Source organism: Bacillus sp. 11C (assembly GCF_055486375.1).
The window spans coordinates 202,084-221,558 of record NZ_JBUPVZ010000002.1 but is presented as its reverse complement, the minus strand read 5'-3'; the positions used below and the strand labels follow the sequence as shown (position 1 = coordinate 221,558).

General features: G+C 49.3%; 7 protein-coding genes and 1 pseudogene. 5 read left to right on the top strand and 3 right to left on the bottom strand.

Going from position 1 to position 19,475, the window contains the following annotated elements; genetic code table 11:
* Positions 1–2: 2 nt before the first annotated feature.
* The 4 genes and pseudogenes from srfAB to ACY3LV_RS03795 form a co-directional block, all read left to right on the top strand.
* Positions 3–10,754 carry a surfactin non-ribosomal peptide synthetase SrfAB gene (gene srfAB, locus ACY3LV_RS03810; protein WP_464863408.1) on the top strand — a complete coding sequence of 3,584 codons (10,752 nt, stop codon included), beginning with the start codon at positions 3–5 and terminating at the stop codon, positions 10,752–10,754.
* Positions 10,755–10,790: 36 nt separating this feature from the next.
* Complete coding sequence (gene srfAC / locus ACY3LV_RS03805; protein WP_464863407.1) at positions 10,791–14,618, top strand: surfactin non-ribosomal peptide synthetase SrfAC; 3,828 nt, start codon at positions 10,791–10,793, stop codon at positions 14,616–14,618.
* Between the two features lie 27 nt (positions 14,619–14,645).
* Entirely contained in the window at positions 14,646–15,374 is a 729-nt protein-coding gene (gene srfAD, locus ACY3LV_RS03800) for a surfactin biosynthesis thioesterase SrfAD (protein ID WP_148962963.1), read from the top strand.
* Between the two features lie 208 nt (positions 15,375–15,582).
* Positions 15,583–15,753: pseudogene (locus ACY3LV_RS03795) on the top strand (MFS transporter); the annotation flags it as partial.
* Between the two features lie 14 nt (positions 15,754–15,767).
* Here the strand turns inward: ACY3LV_RS03795 and ACY3LV_RS03790 are convergent.
* Entirely contained in the window at positions 15,768–16,325 is a 558-nt protein-coding gene (locus ACY3LV_RS03790; protein WP_464863406.1) for a YcxB family protein, read from the bottom strand.
* A gap of 53 nt (positions 16,326–16,378) precedes the next feature.
* Positions 16,379–17,317 (bottom strand): DMT family transporter, encoded by a 939-nt coding sequence (locus ACY3LV_RS03785; protein WP_464863405.1) that lies wholly within the window; start codon positions 17,315–17,317, stop codon positions 16,379–16,381.
* A gap of 124 nt (positions 17,318–17,441) precedes the next feature.
* Between ACY3LV_RS03785 and ACY3LV_RS03780 the strand changes: the two genes are divergently transcribed.
* Complete coding sequence (locus tag ACY3LV_RS03780; RefSeq protein WP_464863404.1) at positions 17,442–18,776, top strand: aminotransferase-like domain-containing protein; 1,335 nt, start codon at positions 17,442–17,444, stop codon at positions 18,774–18,776.
* Here the strand turns inward: ACY3LV_RS03780 and ACY3LV_RS03775 are convergent.
* Positions 18,771–19,445, bottom strand: coding sequence for a 4'-phosphopantetheinyl transferase superfamily protein (locus ACY3LV_RS03775; RefSeq protein WP_333561232.1), 675 nt, complete (start codon positions 19,443–19,445; stop codon positions 18,771–18,773). The two genes, ACY3LV_RS03780 and ACY3LV_RS03775, sit on opposite strands and share 6 nt — an antisense overlap.
* Positions 19,446–19,475 lie beyond the last annotated feature (30 nt).

The window sequence follows — 19,475 nt, the reverse complement described above, 5'->3', positions numbered from 1 at the left end:
ATATGAGCAAAAAATCGATTCAAAAGGTGTACGCACTGACACCAATGCAGGAGGGAATGCTGTATCATGCGATGCTTGATCCGCATTCTTCCTCGTACTTCACACAATTAGAGCTTGGGATACACGGTGCTTTTGATCTTGAAATCTTTGAGAAAAGCGTCAATGAACTGATTCGGTCTTATGATATTCTCCGTACGGTATTTGTGCACCAGCAGCTGCAAAAACCGCGTCAGGTTGTGTTAGCTGAACGCAAAACAAAGGTGCACTATGAAGATATTAGTCATGCGGACGCAGACCGCCAAAAAGAGCACATTGAGCGTTATAAACAAGATGTGCAGCGCCAAGGTTTTAACCTGGCAAAAGACATGTTGTTCAAGGTGGCGGTTTTCCGTCTTGACGCAGATCAGCTGTATCTTGTCTGGAGCAATCATCATATTATGATGGACGGCTGGAGCATGGGCGTGCTCATGAAAAGCCTGTTCCAAAACTACGAGGCGCTCAGAGGAGGCCGGACACCGGCAAACGGTCAGGGCAAACCTTATTCCGACTACATCAAGTGGCTCGGAAAACAAGACAATGAAGAAGCAGAGAGCTACTGGAGCGAACGCTTAGCGGGTTTTGAACAGCCGAGCGTGCTTCCGGGCCGCCTGCCTGAGAAACAAGACGAATATGTCAATAAAGAATACTCATTTACATGGGACGAAACACTGGTTGCCCGCATTCAGCAAACCGCAAACCGTCACCAAGTGACAGGGCCCAACCTGTTTCAGGCTGTTTGGGGTATTGTTCTCAGTAAATACAACTTTGCAAATGACGTTGTCTTCGGCACGGTCGTATCGGGACGGCCGTCTGAAATCAACGGGATTGAAACGATGGCGGGGCTGTTTATCAACACGATTCCGGTGCGGGTAAAAGTTGATCGTGATGCTGCTTTTGCTGATATTTTCTCAGCTGTCCAGCAGCATGCGGTAGAGGCGGAGCGCTACGATTACGTGCCGCTCTATGAGATTCAAAAACGCTCAGCCCTTGATGGCAATCTCTTGAACCATTTGGTCGCGTTTGAAAATTATCCGCTTGATCAAGAGCTTGAAAATGGCAGCATGGAAGACCGCCTCGGATTTTCTATCAAGGTAGAAAGCGCATTTGAGCAAACAAGCTTCGACTTCAACCTGATTGTGTATCCAGGCAAAACGTGGACCGTCAAAATCAAATATAACGGAGCCGCCCTTGATTCCGATTTTATCGAACGGACAGCAGAGCACCTTACCCGCATGATGGAAGCGGCTGTCGATCAGCCGGACGCTTATGTGCGTGAGTACGGGCTTGTGGGAGACGAAGAGCAGCGGCAGATTGTCGAGGTGTTTAACCAAACGAAAGCCGAACTTCCTGAGGGAAAGGCCGTTCATCAAGTGTTTGAAGAACAAGCGCAACGAACACCGGCAAGCACTGCCGTCGTATATGAAGGAGCCGAGCTGACGTACCGTGAGCTGAATAGAGCGGCTAACCGTCTGGCGAGAAAGCTTGTTGAACAAGGTCTTCAAAAAGGGGAAACAGCCGCGATTATGAATGACCGATCGGCAGAAACCGTTGTCGGTATGCTTGCTGTGTTAAAAGCAGGCGCCGCCTATGTGCCGCTTGATCCAGCGCTTCCTAAAGACCGGCTTCGTTTCATGGCGGAGGACAGCTCGATTCGGATGGTATTGGCCGGAAAGACATATGCAGAGCAGGCGCAGCAGCTGCAAGTGCCGGTTCTTACACTGGACAGTGGTTTTGAAGAGAGCGAAGCGGCTGACAATCTCAATCTGCCATCCTCGCCGTCTGATTTGGCATACATCATGTATACATCTGGTTCGACGGGCAAACCGAAAGGCGTCATGATTGAACATAAAAGCATCTTGCGCCTCGTCAAAAATGCCGGTTACGTTCCTGTTCACGAGGAGGACCGCATGGCGCAAACGGGGGCTGTCAGCTTTGATGCCGGCACCTTTGAGGTATTCGGCGCACTGCTGAATGGCGCAGCGCTTTATCCCGTTAAAAAAGAGACGCTACTTGATGCGAAACCATTTGCGGCATTCCTGCGAGAGCAGAGAATCACGACCATGTGGCTGACATCACCTTTATTCAACCAGCTTGCCGCAAAGGACGCCGGCATATTCGGCACATTACGCCATTTAATCATCGGCGGAGACGCGCTCGTGCCGCATATCGTCAGCAAAGTGAAACAGGCATCGCCTTCGCTTTCGTTGTGGAACGGATATGGCCCGACAGAAAACACGACATTTTCAACAAGTTTTCTGATCGACCGTGAGTACAGCGGCACTATTCCCATTGGGAAGCCTATCGGAAATTCAACTGCCTACATCATGGATGAACAGCAGCGTCTGCAGCCAATTGGCGCGCCGGGTGAGCTGTGCGTCGGCGGAATTGGTGTAGCGCGAGGATATGTTAATCTTCCTGAGCTGACGGAGAAGCAATTTCTCGAAGATCCGTTCAGACCGGGTGAAAGGATTTATCGCACTGGCGACTTGGCGAGATGGCTGCCGGACGGGAATATCGAGTTTTTAGGCAGAATCGACAATCAAGTGAAGGTGCGCGGCTTCCGAATTGAGCTTGGCGAAATTGAAGCAAAACTGAACATGGCGGATCATGTGACAGAGGCTGCGGTGATCATCCGCAAGAACAAAGCGGATGAAAATGAAATTTGCGCGTACCTTACGGCGGATCGCGAAGTATCTGTGAGCGGGCTTAGAAAAACGCTGTCTCAGTCTTTGCCTGATTATATGGTTCCCGCCCATTTGATTCAGATGGACAGCCTGCCGCTCACGCCGAACGGAAAAATCAACAAAAAAGAACTTCCTGCGCCTCAATCAGAAGCTGTGCAGCGGGAATACGCAGCACCAGAGACAGAGAGTGAAAAGAAATTAGCGGAGATTTGGGAAGGGATTCTCGGCGTCAAAGCAGGCGTTACCGATAACTTCTTTATGATCGGCGGCCATTCGTTGAAAGCGATGATGATGACGGCGAAAATCCAAGAGCAATTTCATAAGGAAGTGCCGATAAAAGTGCTTTTTGAAAAGCCGACCATTCAAGAACTGGCGCTGTATTTGGAAGAGAACGAAGGCAAGGAGGAGCAGACGTTTGAACCGATCAGGCAAGCACCTTATCAGCAGCATTATCCTGTATCCCCAGCCCAGCGGAGAATGTATATCCTCAATCAGCTTGGACAAGCAAACACAAGCTACAACGTCCCCGCTGTACTTTTGCTGGAGGGAGAAGTAGAGAAAGACCGGCTTGAAAACGCGATTCAGCAATTAATCAACCGGCACGAAATTCTCCGTACATCATTTGACATGATCGACGGAGAGGTTGTACAAACCATTCATAAAAACATATCGTTTCAGCTGGAGGCTGCCAAGGGACGGGAAGAAGACGCGGAAGAGATGATCAAAGCGTTCATTCAGCCGTTTGAATTAAACCGCGCGCCGCTCGTCCGTTCGAAGCTTGTCCAGCTTGAAGAAGAACGCCACCTGCTGCTCATTGATATGCACCATATCATTACTGACGGCAGTTCAACAGGCATTCTGATCGGTGATCTCGCCAAAATATATCAAGGCACTGATCTTGAGCTGCCGCAGATTCACTATAAAGATTACGCTGTCTGGAACAAAGAACATGCTGATCATCAAAAGGATGAAGCATATTGGCTCGAGACCTTTAAAGGCGAGTTGCCGATTCTTGATCTTCCGGCGGATTTTGAGCGGCCTGCTGAGCGGAGCTTTGAAGGAGAGCGCGTGATGTTCGGGCTTGATAAACAGATGACGGCTCAAATCAAGTCACTCTTGGCCGAAACGGATACGACAATGTACATGTTTTTGCTGGCGGCGTTCAATGTCCTTCTTTCTAAGTACGCGTCACAGGACGATATCATTGTCGGCTCGCCGACTGCGGGAAGAACACATCCTGATCTGCAAGGTGTGCCGGGCATGTTTGTCAACACGGTGGCATTAAGAACGGCGCCTGCGGGGGATAAAACCTTTGCGCAATTCCTTGAAGAGGTGAAATCAGCCAGCCTTCAAGCTTTCGAGCACCAGAGCTATCCGCTTGAGGAGCTGATTGAAAAGCTTCCGCTTACAAGGGATACTAGCCGAAGTCCGCTGTTTAGCGTGATGTTCAACATGCAGAATATGGAGATTCCTTCATTGAGATTAGGAGATTTGAAGATTTCTTCATATTCCATGCTTCATCACGTCGCGAAATTTGATTTCTCCTTGGAAGCGGTCGAGCGTGAAGAGGATATCGGCCTAAGCTTTGACTATGCGACTGCCCTGTTTAAGGACGAGACGATCCGCCGCTGGAGCAGCCACTTTGTCAATATCATCAAATCGGCCGCGGCTAATCCGAACGTTCGGCTGTCTGATGCAGACTTGCTTTCACCTGCAGAAACGGCTGCTTTGCTTGAAGAAAGGCATATGACTCAAAAGACTGAAGCAACCTTTGCAGCTCTTTTCGAAAAACAGGCCCAACAAACACCTGATCATCCTGCGGTAAGGTCTGGGGGAAATCTGCTGACCTATCGCGAGCTTGATGAACAGGCGAACCAGCTGGCGCATCATCTTCGCGCGCAAGGTGCAGGACGTGAAGACATCGTCGCGATTGTCATGGATCGGTCAGCTGAGGTTATGGTATCGATTCTTGGTGTCATGAAAGCGGGGGCGGCTTTCCTGCCGATTGATCCTGATACGCCCGAAGAACGAATCCGCTATTCATTAGAGGACAGCGGAGCGAGAATTGCGGTCGTGAATGAAAGAAACATGACGGCCATTGGGCAATATGAAGGAACAATCGTCAACCTTGATGACGCGAAATGGAGAAATGCGAGTAAGGAGCACCCCTCTTCGATCTCCGGGTCTCATAATCTTGCATACGTCATTTATACGTCCGGTACGACCGGGAAGCCGAAGGGCGTGCAGATCGAGCATCGCAATCTGACAAACTATGTTTCTTGGTTTAATGAAGAGGCGGTTCTAACGGAAAGCGATAAGACTGTATTGCTTTCGTCTTACGCATTCGATCTGGGCTATACGAGCGTGTTCCCTGTGCTTCTGGCAGGGGGCGAGCTCCACATCGTGCCGAAGGAAACCTATACGGCGCCGGATGAAATGGGGCGTTATATCAAGGGGCACGGAATCACTTATATCAAACTGACACCGTCTCTGTTCCATACGATGGTGAATACGGCCAGCTTTACAAAAGAGCCAAACTTTGAATCCTTGCGCTTGATTGTCTTGGGAGGAGAAAAAATCATTCCGGCTGATGTTCTCGCCTTCCGCAAGGTGTACAGACATACCGAATTTATCAATCACTTCGGCCCGACTGAAGCAACGATCGGCGCCATCGCCGGACGGGTTGATCTATCTGAACCGGACGCGTTCGCGAAACGCCCGACAATCGGACAGCCGATTGCGAATGCCGGCGCGCTTGTTTTGAATGAGGCTTTGAAGCTTGTGCCTCCGGGAGCGAGCGGCCAGCTCTATATCACGGGACAGGGGCTTGCGAGAGGGTATCTCAACAGGCCTCAGCTGACGGCGGAGAGGTTTGTTAAAAATCCATATTCACCGGACAGCCTCATGTACAAAACCGGAGATGTTGTGCGGAGACTTTCTGACGGTACACTTGAATTTATCGGCCGGGCTGATGATCAGGTGAAAATCCGCGGCTATCGCATTGAGCCAAAGGAAATTGAAACGGTCATGCTCAGCCTCAGCGGCATTCAAGAAGCGTTTGTGCTGGCGGTTTCCGAGGGCGGGCTTCAAGAGCTTTGCGCGTATTATACGGCGGAGCAAGCCATTGAAAAAGCAGCGCTCCGGAACCAGCTTTCACAAACACTGCCGTCTCATATGATTCCTGCTTTTTTTGTGCAGGTGGACGCCATTCCGCTGACCGCAAACGGGAAAACCGACAGAAACGCATTGCCAAAGCCGCACGCGGCACAATCCGTAAGCAAGGCCTCAGCTGCACCGGAAACAGCGCTTGAAGAGAGTCTATGCCGCATTTGGGAGAAAACGCTTAGCATAGAAGCGATCGGAATCGACGACGATTTCTTCGATTTAGGCGGCCATTCCTTAAAAGGGATGATGCTCATTGCCAACATTCAGGCCGAATTGAGGAAAACCGTACCGCTTAAAGCCTTGTTCGAGCAGCCGACTGTCCGCCAGCTGGCGGCTTATATGGAGGCATCGGCGGTTTCAGGCGGCCACCACTTGCTTAAATCGGCTGACAAACAGGATATGTATCCATTGTCATCCGCACAGAAACGGATGTATGTACTGAATCAGCTTGACCGGCAGACGATCAGCTACAACATGCCATCTGTTCTTCTGATGGAAGGCGAGCTTGATATTTCTCGTCTGCGCGACTCGCTCAATCAGCTTGTGAACCGCCATGAGTCATTGCGTACGTCATTTATAGAAGCAAATGGTGAGCCTGTTCAGCGCATTATGGAGGAGGCGGCGATTGATCTACACGTGTTTGAAGCGGAAGAAGATGAAGCGGAACAAAAGATCAAGGAATTTATCCAGCCATTCGACTTAAACGATGCACCGCTTATTCGCGCGGCGTTGCTTCGAATAGAAGCGAAAAAACATTTGCTGCTGTTGGATATGCATCATATTATCGCAGACGGCGTATCAAGAGGCATTTTTGTAAAAGAATTGGCACTGCTTTACAAAGGGGAGCAGCTTCCAGATCCGGCGCTTCACTATAAGGATTTCGCCGTTTGGCAAAATGAAGCGGAGCAAAAGGAGCGGATGAAGGAGCATGAGGCGTACTGGCTCTCGGTTCTTTCAGGCGAGCTGCCTGAGCTTGATCTTCCGCTCGATTACGCCCGTCCGCCTGTGCAAAGCTTTAAAGGGGACACGGTCCGTTTCCGTACGGGGAGTGAGACGGCAAAAGCGGTAGAAAAACTGCTCGCGGAAACTGGAACGACCTTGCACATGGTGCTTCACGCTGTTTTCCACGTCTTTTTAAGCAAAATTTCCGGACAGCGTGATATCGTCATCGGCTCCGTTACTGCCGGCCGGACGAATGCTGATGTCCAAGACATGCCGGGAATGTTCGTTAATACGCTTGCCTTAAGAATGGAAGCGGAAGAACAGCAAACATTTACAGAGCTCCTCGAGCAAGCGAAGCAGACGAACCTGTCAGCACTGGAGCATCAGGAATATCCGTTTGAGGACTTGGTCAATCAGCTTGATCTCCCTCGGGATATGAGCAGAAATCCATTGTTTAACGTAATGGTGACGACAGAAAATCCTGATAAAGAACAGCTCGCATTGCAGAATCTAAGCATTTCACCTTACGAGTCTCATCAAGGAACTTCTAAGTTTGATCTGACATTAGGCGGATTTACTGATGAAAACGGCATCGGCCTGCAGCTCGAATATGCGACTGATCTGTTCTCAAAAGAAACGGCTGAGAAATGGAGCGAATATGTTCTTCGTTTACTGAAGGCTGTTGCGGAAAACCCGAACCAGCCGCTTTCCAGCCTGTCACTCGTCACCGAAACAGAAAAACAAACGCTTCTCGAGGCATGGAAGGGCAACACGCTGCCTGTGCCGACAGACATAACCGTTCATCAGCTATTCGAAGAAACGGCTCAGCGCCACAAAGACCGTCCGGCTGTCACATACAATGGCCAGTCGTGGACGTACGGCGAGCTGAACGCCAAGGCGAATCGTCTCGCCCGGATTCTGATCGACTGCGGGATCAGTGCGGATGAGCGCGTTGGTGTTCTCACGAAGCCGTCGCTTGAAATGTCCGCCGCGGTGCTCGGCGTCTTAAAGGCGGGAGCGGCGTTTGTGCCGATTGACCCTGACTATCCGGATCAGCGGATTGACTACATTTTACAAGACAGTGGCGCGAAGATTCTCTTGAAACAGGAAGGCATCGCAGTGCCGGCCAGCTATACGGGAGAGGTCATTCTTCTTGATGGTGACCGCACGATTTTAAGCCTGCCGCTGGATGAAAACGATGAGGAAGATCCGCTCACAGCTACAAAAGCGGAGAACCTCGCGTACATGATTTACACGTCAGGAACGACCGGTCAGCCGAAGGGTGTCATGGTTGAGCACCATGCGCTTGTGAACCTCTGCTTCTGGCACCACGATGCGTTCAGCATGACAGCGGAGGACCGCAGTGCGAAGTACGCGGGCTTTGGATTCGACGCTTCCATTTGGGAGATGTTCCCGACCTGGACGATCGGCGCTGAGCTTCACGTCATTGATGAAGCGATCCGCCTCGATATCGTCCGCCTGAACGACTATTTCGAAGCGCACGGCGTGACGATCACGTTCCTGCCGACACAGCTGGCAGAACAGTTCATGGAGCTTGAGAACACATCGCTTCGCGTATTACTGACAGGCGGGGACAAGCTGAAACGCGCGGTCAAACAGCCGTACACGCTCGTCAACAACTACGGGCCGACAGAAAACACGGTCGTTGCCACAAGCACAGAAATCAATCCGGAGGAAGGCTCGCTTTCCATCGGGCAGGCGATCGCCAATACAAGAGTGTATATTCTCGGCGGGGGCAATCAGGTGCAGCCGGAAGGCGTAGCCGGAGAGCTTTGCGTGGCAGGGCGAGGACTGGCGCGCGGCTATCTGAACAAGGAAGACGAAACCGCGAAGCGGTTTGTCGCCGATCCGTTTGTGCCGGGTGAACGCATGTACCGCACCGGCGATTTGGTGAAATGGGTGAACGGCGGTATCGCATACATCGGCCGGATCGACCAGCAGGTCAAGGTCCGCGGCTACCGGATCGAGCTCTCAGAAATCGAAGTCCAGCTCGCCCAGCTTTCAGAGGTGCAGGATGCGGCGGTGACAGCTGTCAAAGATAAAGGCGGCAATACAGCGATTGCGGCGTACGTGACACCGGAAACAGCTGACATAGAAGCACTGAAATCAGCACTGAAAGAAACCTTGCCAGATTACATGATCCCGGCGTTCTGGGTGACGCTGAACGAACTTCCGGTTACGGCAAACGGCAAAGTAGACCGCAAAGCCTTGCCTGAGCCGGACATCGAAGCGGGAAGCGGAGAATACAAAGCACCGGCAACGGATATGGAAGAGCTGCTTGCCGGCATTTGGCAGGATGTGCTCGGCATTTCGGAGATCGGTGTCAGTGACAATTTCTTCTCACTCGGCGGAGATTCCATCAAAGGAATTCAGATGGCGAGCCGCTTGAACCAGCACGGCTGGAAGCTGGAAATGAAAGATCTCTTCCAGCATCCGACAATCGAGGAGCTCACCCAATACGTGGAGCGTGCCGAAGGCAAACAGGCGGACCAAGGGCCTGTGGAAGGCGAAGCCATTCTGACGCCGATTCAGCGCTGGTTCTTTGAAAAGAACTTCACGAACAAGCACCACTGGAACCAATCGGTGATGCTTCACGCCGCGAAGGGCTTTGACCCAGAACGGGTGGAGAAAACGTTGCAGGCACTGATTGAACATCATGATGCACTCCGTTTGGTCTATCGCGAGGAAAACGGGGACATCATTCAAGCATATAAACCGATCAGTAAAAGCAAGATCAGCTTCGAGATCGTTGATTTGTACGGCACTGATGAAGAGATGCTGAAAAGCCAGATCAAAATTCTCGCGGACAGGCTGCAAAGCAGTCTCGATCTGCAAAACGGACCGCTTCTGAAGGCGGAGCAATACCGTACGGAAGCTGGCGATCACCTGCTCATCGCTGTACACCATCTCGTGGTCGATGGTGTGTCATGGCGGATTTTACTTGAAGATTTTGCTTCAGGCTATATGCAGGCTGAGAAAGAAGAAAACATTGTCTTCCCGCAAAAAACGAACTCCTTCAAGGACTGGGCGGAAGAACTGGAAGCATTCAGCCAATCAGCGCATCTTTTACAACAGGCTGAATACTGGGCACAAATGGACGCAGAACAAGTTTCTCCTGTGCCGAAGGACTACGAAACAGAGCGGCGGATTGTCAAACATACCTCATCCGTCCTTTGTGAATTAACGGAAGAAGACACCAAACATCTCTTAACAGATGTTCATCAGCCATATGGAACCGAAATCAATGATATTCTTCTCAGCGCGCTCGGTTTAACGATGAAAGAATGGACAGAAGATGCCAAAATCGGCATAAACCTGGAGGGACACGGACGGGAGGACATCATCCCGAATGTGAATATCTCCAGGACGGTCGGCTGGTTTACGGCACAATATCCTGTTGTGCTCGACATATCTGAAGCAGACGCCTCAGCCGTGATCAAATCAGTCAAAGAAAACCTGCGCCGTATTCCGGACAAAGGTGTTGGCTACGGCATTCTCCGTTATGTCACAGAAACAGCGGAAACCAAGGGCTTCACGCCAGAGATCAGCTTCAACTATTTAGGCCAATTCGACAGTGAAGTAAAAACCGATTTCTTTGAGCCGTCCACTTTCGATATGGGGCGTCAAGTAAGCGAGGAATCAGAAGCGCTGTATGCTTTAAGCTTCAGCGGCATGATTAGAAACGGCCGGTTTGTGCTTTCTTGCTCCTACAATGAGAAGGAGTTTGAAAGAGCTACAGTCGAGGAGCAAATGGAACGGTTTAAAGAAAACCTCCTGATGCTGATCCGCCATTGCACGGAAAAAGAGGACAAGGAGTTCACGCCAAGCGACTTCAGCGCCGATGACCTTGGAATGGACGAGATGGGCGATATCTTTGACATGCTTGAGGAGAATTTAAAATAAGACGCAAGGGAATTACAGGAGGCGGGAGCGAAGCATATGAGTCAATTTAGCAAGGATCAGGTTCAAGATATGTATTACCTATCGCCGATGCAGGAAGGGATGCTGTTTCATACCATCCTGAATCCCGGCCAGAGCTTTTACCTTGAACAAATTACGATGAAAGTGAAAGGCAGCTTGAATATCAAATGCCTTGAAGAAAGCATGAATGTGATCATGGGCCGGTACGATGTATTTCGTACCGTGTTCATTCACGAAAAAGTAAAAAGACCTGTCCAAGTCGTATTGAAAAAACGCCAGTTTCATATAGAAGAAATCGACCTGACGCACTTAACGGACAGCGAGCAAACAGCCAAAATCAATGAATACAAAGAACAGGATAAGATCAAGGGCTTTGATTTGACCCGGGATATCCCCATGCGGGCAGCCATTTTCAAAAAAACTGAAGAAAGCTTTGAATGGGTGTGGAGCTACCACCACATCATTTTGGACGGCTGGTGCTTCGGCATCGTCGTGCAGGATCTGTTCAAGGTATACAATGCCCTGCGCGAACAAAAGCCGTACAATCTGCCGCCTGTCAAACCATATAAGGACTATGTCAAGTGGCTCGAAAAACAGGATAAACAAGCGTCACTCCGTTACTGGCGCGAGTACTTAGAGGACTTTGAAGGACAGACGACGTTTGCGGAGCAAAGAAAGAAACAAGGGGGCGGATACGAGCCGAAAGAACTGCTCTTCTCGCTGCCGGAGGCGGAAACAAAGGCCTTTGCCGAGCTTGCGAAATCGCAGCATACCACTTTGAGTACGGCGCTGCAGGCAGTTTGGAGCGTGTTGATCAGCCGCTATCAGCAGTCTGGCGATTTGACCTTCGGCACAGTCGTTTCCGGGCGCCCCGCGGAAATCAAAGGCGTTGAACATATGGTCGGACTGTTTATCAACGTTGTCCCGAGACGTGTGAAATTGTTTGAGGATCTCACATTTAACGGTTTGCTCAAGCAGCTGCAGGAGCAATCGCTCCAGTCCGAGCCGCATCAATATGTGCCGCTTTATGACATCCAAACTCAGGCCGATCAGCCAAAACTGATTGACCACATCATTGTCTTTGAAAATTATCCGCTTCAGGATGCGAAAAATGAAGAAAACAGTGAAAACGGCTTTGATATGGAGGATGTACATGTTTTTGAGAAGTCGAATTATGATCTCAATCTGATGGCTTCTCCGGGGGATGAGATGCTGATAAAGCTTGCCTATAATGAGAATGTGTTTGATGAGGCGTTTATCCTGCGCTTGAAATCTCAGCTTCTCACAGCGATTCAGCAGCTTATCGAGAAGCCGGATCAGCCAGTCAGCACGATCAGCCTCGTTGACGAAAAGGAGAGCGCGTTTTTGCTAACCGGCTTAAACCCGCCGGCTCAAACTCATGATGCAAAGCCTCTGACGGAGTGGTTCAAGGAAGCGGTGAACGTTGATCCGGATGCACCGGCGCTTACGTATGCCAACCAAACCCTTTCCTATCGCGAATTAGATGAGGAAGCGAACCGCCTTGCACGCCGTTTGCAAAAGCAAGGCGCGGGCAAAGGTTCCGTAGTCGCTTTATACACGAAGCGCTCACTTGAACTGGTGATCGGCATTCTCGGCGTATTAAAAGCGGGAGCGGCTTATCTGCCGGTTGATCCGAAGCTGCCGGAGGACCGAATTTCGTATATGCTGACTGACAGCGCGGCAGCCTGCCTGCTGACACATCAGGAAATGAAAGAAAAAGCGGTTCAGCTGCCGTATACAGGAACAACGCTCTTCATCGACGATCAAACTCGGTTTGAGGAACAGGCAAGCGACCCTGCAATCGCGATTGAATCCGATGATCCGGCATATATCATGTACACGTCCGGCACAACCGGAAAGCCGAAGGGCAATATCACCACTCATGCCAATATTCAAGGATTGGTCAAGCATGTAGACTACATGGCATTTTCTGAAAAAGATACGTTCTTATCTGTTTCGAATTACGCCTTTGACGCATTTACCTTTGATTTCTACGCTTCAATACTCAATGCGGCACGGCTGATTATCGCAGATGAACAAACGCTGCTTGATACAGAACGTCTAACCAATCTGATTCATCAAGAAAATGTCAATGTCATGTTTGCGACAACCGCACTATTTAACCTGCTCACCGATGCGGGAGAGGATTGGATGAAGGGGCTTCGCTGCGTGTTATTCGGCGGGGAGCGGGCGTCAGTGCCTCACGTCAGAAAAGCGCTGCGGATCATGGGACCGGGCAAGCTGATTAACTGCTACGGGCCTACTGAGGGCACGGTATTTGCGACAGCTCACGTTGTACATGATATACCGGATTCCATTTCCTCATTGCCGATCGGAAAGCCGATTAGCAATGCCAGTGTTTATATTCTCAATGAGCAAAACCAGCTCCAGCCATTCGGAGCGGTTGGTGAACTGTGCATCAGCGGTATGGGCGTATCAAAAGGGTATCTAAACCGTCATGACCTGACGAAGCAAAAGTTTATCACGAACCCGTTTAAGCCGGGAGAAACACTTTACCGCACAGGGGACTTAGCACGCTGGCTGCCGGATGGAACGATTGAATACGCCGGCCGTATTGACGACCAGGTCAAAATACGCGGACACCGGATTGAACTTGAAGAAATCGAAAAACACCTGCAGGAATATCCGGGTGTGAAAGATGCGGTCGTTGTGGCGGACCGCCATGAGTCTGGCGATGCGTCAATCAACGCTTACCTCGTGAACCGAACGCAGCTTTCAGTTAGGGACGTAAAGGCGAATCTGAAAAAACAGCTTCCTGCTTACATGGTGCCGCAAACCTTTACGTTCTTGGACGAGTTTCCTTTAACGACAAACGGAAAGGTCAATAAACGGCTGCTGCCAAAACCGGATCAGGATCAGCCGGCGGAAGAATGGATCGGACCGCGCAACGAGACGGAAGAAACGATCGCGCAAATCTGGTCCGAGATTCTCGGCAGACAGCAAGTCGGCATTCATGACGATTTCTTTGCGCTCGGCGGGCACTCCTTAAAGGCAATGACCGCCGCTTCCCGCATCAAGAAAGAGCTCGGGATTGATCTCCCGGTGAAGCTTTTGTTTGATGCACCGACGATCGCCGGCATCTCAGCATATTTGAAAAACGGTGCCTCAGATGGATTGCAAGATGTAACGATGATAAATCCCGATCAGGATCAGATCATTTTTGCATTCCCGCCGGTATTGGGCTATGGCCTCATGTACCAAAACCTGGCCAGCCACCTGCCGTCATATAAACTGTGCGCCTTTGATTTCATTGAGGAGGAAAACCGGCTTGACCGCTATGCGGATTTGATCCAGAAGCTTCAGCCGGAAGGGCCTTTAATATTGTTTGGATATTCAGCGGGATGCAGCCTGGCGTTTGAAGCTGCCAAAAGGCTTGAGGAACAAGGCCGTATTGTTCAGCGGATCATCATGGTGGATTCCTATAAAAAACAAGGTGTCAGCGATCTGGACGGGCGCACCGTTGAAAGTGATGTCGAAGCCCTGATGAATGTCAACCGGGACAATGAAGCGCTCAACAGCGAAGCCGTCAAACAAGGCCTCAAGCAAAAAACACACGCTTTTTACTCGTACTACGTGAACCTGATCAGCACAGGACAGGTGAAAGCAGATATTGATCTGCTGACTTCCGGCGTTGATTTTGACATGCCGGAATGGCTTGCATCATGGGAAGGGGCAACAACAGGTGCTTACCGTGTGAAAAGAGGCTTTGGAACACATGCTGAAATGCTGCAGGGTGAAATTCTGGATAGGAATGCCGGGATTTTTCTCGAATTTCTTAATACACAAACCATAACGGTTTCTTAAATGAAGTGTGAAAGGAGGAGACGGCCAATGAGTCAACTCTTCAAATCATTTGATGCGTCGGAAAAAACTCAGCTCATCTGTTTTCCGTTTGCCGGCGGCTACTCGGCTTCGTTTCGCCCTCTCCATGCTTTTTTGCAAGGGGAGTGTGAGATGCTCGCTGCCGAGCCGCCGGGACACGGCACGAATCAAACGTCAGCCATTGAGGATCTCGAAAAGCTGACCGATTTGTACAAGCAAGAATTAAACCTTCGTCCCGATCGGCCGTTTGTGCTGTTCGGACACAGTATGGGCGGAATGATCACCTTCAGGCTAGCGCAAAAGCTGGAGCGTGAAGGCATCTTTCCTCAGGCGGTGATCATTTCTGCGATACAGCCGCCGCATATTCAGCGGAAGAAAGTGTCCCATCTGCCTGATGATCAATTTCTCGATCATATTATCAAATTAGGCGGGATGCCCGCGGAGCTCGTTGAAAATAAGGAAGTCATGTCCTTTTTCCTGCCTTCCTTTCGATCAGATTACCGGGCTCTTGAGCAATTTGAGCTTCACGATGTAACCCCAATCCAATCACCTGTTCATGTCTTTAACGGGCTTGATGATGAAAAATGCATTAGGGATGCACAAGGCTGGAAGAAGTGGGCGAAAGACATCAAGTTCCATGAATTTGGCGGCGGGCACATGTTTCTGCTGTCACATACGGAAGAAGTGGCAGAACGAATTTTTGCGATCTTGAATCAGCATCCGATCATTCAATCGTGATCAAAAGCGGACAGCGCTGGCTGTTCCGCTTTTTTTTTCGAGGAGCGGGAATTTTTTCATGACGTAATAGTCGCAATACTCAAACAAAGGCAAGCCGAAACATGAGCGCGTCCCTAGGATGAATGATTTGTATTGCTGGTTATGTTTGTTTTGGCCATAGGAATGAACTCATTCAGAATTTCCTTTCAATTTTTCATGCTGCCAATGGCGGATCGCCGGGGCTCTCAGCGTGTATGCGGGCGGTTTGTTTTTTGACATGACCCATGATTATCTGCTGATTGTTGTTGTGTGCATCGTGTTTGTAGGTGTATCGGCTGGGATAGAGCTGATACCGTTTTTAGATAAACAGAAGGCAAAAGAAACGCATCAATCAATATAAAAGGATCAGCACTGTCAGCGCTGATCCTTTTTGAATTTTACTTTTTTTGTTTCGGTATGATTAAGGATAATTCCTCGGAATCTGTTCATCTCCTCTTTGGAATGAAAAAAATGTTTTGGTATCGCAATATATTGGCTGCTGGATGTATTGATCCGGAAGATATTCTTATATTCGAAAACAGCCGTGATTTCATTCCAATGAAAAATGAGGTCATATTTTTTAGAACATATACGGATTCCTTCTTGATTGAGGGTATACGTTCTTTTGGATTTAATCCGTTCGTTCTTCTTGTATGCTCTAGAAAACTTTACATATAGAAGAAGGAGGAGCAGCAGTGTAAACAGAACTGACATCACGATAATCAAAATACTATTCATAAACAAGTTAAGCGCGTCGCTGCCATAAACAATACGGGGCCATCCGTTAATGAAATGAACTGCAGCAAAAATGGCGCAAAACAACAGAAAGTAATAGAATGAGATTTTTCCGAGTTGATAAAAAAAGATTTCTCTTACGTCTTTAAAAGTAATTTCTCCTGGAAGATTAATACTTTCACTAGCATATTGAATCATACGGTAACCTTACACCTCAAACCATGTTTTTCCTACCAGTCTAGCATAATTTCTCATTTTTTTGCAGGAGCCCTATGGCGATTTGTCTTTTTCTGCAGATTCGTATTGCTCCCCACCACGCCGATCATAATACAAACGGCTCCAGCAAGATGATACCAGGCAAGAGTTTCGTTTAGAATCACCACGCCCGCAATCATCGTCACGATGGTGGACACATGACTAAAAGCGCTCATTTTAAACGCCTCAATCCTCGAAAGTGTATAGTTGGACAGAAACGAAGTGACGAGTGAAGACAGCACGCCCAGATACACAATGGCGAGAACAAAGCCGGGTTCCCGGAATGGCTGGAAATAAGTGCCGACAGTTCCCGCCGCGCTGTGGCGAACAAGGGCGATGGCGTTGAAGACGACAAAGCCGATCGCTGACATGATGTAGGTGAGCTCGGTCAGCTTGAACCGCTGCGTCATTTTTCTGGCGGCGGTATTATACATCGCGGAGGACAAAGCTGACAAAAGGATCAGCAAAGATCCTGTTAAGCTCGCTGATTCCACGTCAACGCCTTTCATCACAAAAATAAACATAACGCCGGCCACTGATAAAACCGTGAAACCCTTCTGCGTCCACGTGGAGCGTTCCTTTAATATATAACTGGCTAAGACCATTGTGAAAATCGGAATGGCTGCTTGAATAATTCCCGCTTCAGAGGAGGACGAGTACACAAGGCCGAATGCCTGAAAGCTGAAAAACAACGCCGGGTACAGCAGGGCGAGCGGCAAAATGGCAATGACGTCTTTTACACGGATTGATAGCTTTACCCAGCCGAATAAGACGGGTACAGTGGCCGCGGCAAACGCAATGGTGAACCGGTGCGCGAGAATATCAAACGGTTCGGCTGTTTGCAGTGCGATTTTTACGAATAAAAAGGATAAACCGATAATGAACGAATATAAGATAGCAGCCATATAAGCGGAGGTTTGCTGATTTTTAAACATAATGGAAGGTGCTCCTTTACCTGATTTGCAGCGCCGGTCGCTCCTTTTATTGTATGGCTGTGAGCAGAAGGGTACAATGAGAAAAACAATGAACTGTACCGGTACAAAAACAGGGGGAGAACGCATGGAGAAATATATGACTCTATTGACGAGGATAGAGGAGATGATGCAAAGCAGCGCATATCAAGAAGGAGACAGGCTTCCGTCCATCCGACAGCTGTCAGCCCGCTATCAAGTCAGCAACAGCACAGTGATCCGCGCGCTGCAGGAGCTCGAAAAGCGCCACCTCATCTATTCCGTTCCAAAAAGCGGCTATTACATTGTGAAAAAGATGGGAAATTTAAAAAGCGGGCAGCCGGGCCCCATCGACTTTGTGACATCGGCGCCGGACCCCGATGTGTTTCCGTATCTTGATTTTCAACACTGTATCAACAAAGCGATTGATACATACAAAAACGATTTGTTTATTTATGGGACGCCAAAGGGGCTTCCGTCGCTTATTCGTGTACTCCAAAAACTGTTGGCCAATCAGCAGGTATTTGCGGACGAACGGCACATTTTCATTACATCAGGTGTCCAGCAGGCATTATCCCTGCTCTGCGCCATGCCATTTCCAAATGGGAAAGAGAAGATTGCCATTGAACAGCCTGGCTATCATTTGATGGTTGAACAGCTTGAGGTGCTTGGGATACCCGCCATCGGAGTGAAAAGAACGGAAGAGGGGCTTGATATCACCGAGATTGAGCGGCTGTTTCAGACAGAATCGATCAAATTGTTTTATACGATGCCGCGCTTCCATAACCCGCTTGGCTGCTCTTTGTCAGAGCGTGATAAACAAGAGCTTGTGAGACTGGCGGAAACGCATGATGTCTATCTCGTTGAGGATGATTATCTCGGTGATCTGGAGGAAAACAAAAAGGCAGATCCGCTGTACGCATATGATCTGTCCTCGCATGTCATCTATCTAAAAAGTTTCTCAAAAATGATGTTTCCAGGCCTTCGCGTAGGGGCCGCTGTTTTGCCGGATGCGCTGACTGACACGTTTCACACGTATAAAAAGCTGAACGACATCGACAGCTCTGTGATTTCTCAAGCAGCGTTAGAAATTTATATCAAAAGCGGAATGTTCAGCCGGCATAAAGACAAAATCCGAGAATCCTATAAAGAACGATCAATGAGGCTTCATCAAGCCATTCAAACGCACAGACAGCTGGGAAGCGGACGCTTTGCGTTTTCCAGCGGGCAGGCGCCCTGCATGCATACCCATCTGGTGCTTCCTCCCGATCTGCCGGCCTCAAGGGTGATGCAAAGGCTGAAACAACAAGGGGTTCTCCTTGAGGCGATAGATCGTCATTATTTATCAGATTATCCGAAAGAAAATCTATTAAAAATCAATATTTCCAATGTGAAAACGGAAGAAATTGAACGCGGCGTCAAGCTGCTGATGAGCCATCTATAAAAGCGCTTCGTACGAAACCATTGTGATATCCTCAGGGAAATCAGAGTGCGCAGCGCATACGGCCATTTTGTAGCCGGGATCCACCTCATAGGTTTTGATATAGCATGGTGAATGGCTGTCCGGAAGCTCAATGGATACCCGTCCATCCTGATGCAGGCGCACCGAAAAGGAATCAAGAGGAAGTGATAAGCCTTTGCCTTCCTGTTTAATAAAGCTTTCTTTCATTGACCATAGATGATAAAAATAGTTTGTCTGCTCGTCTTTATTTTTGGCTGAAAGATCGCTGTACTCCGTTTTTGAAAAGAAACGTTTGGCGATGTCGAGGCTGATCGGTTTCATTTTTTCAATATCGACGCCGATCGGCTGTGAATCAAACGCGCATATGACCCAGCGGCCGGAGTGAGAAATATTGAAATGGGCGTCAGGAAGATCAGGGATGCAAGGCTTCCCGTATTCCTGCGCGCTGAAGCGAATCTCGGCTTTGTCCAGCTGATACTGTCCGCTGATGACTGAGCGAACGAGCACATCTCCCAGCAGGGTGCGGTGAGCATCTTCTTTATGATAAAATCTCCGGCATTTCTCCCGTTTTTCAGGTGATACGAATGACATGAACCGTTCAGTCTCTTCCTGTGAAAGCGGGCGGTCCATATAAATTCCGTAAATCTTCATTCTAGATCCTCCGTCTGCAAAAGATTGTCA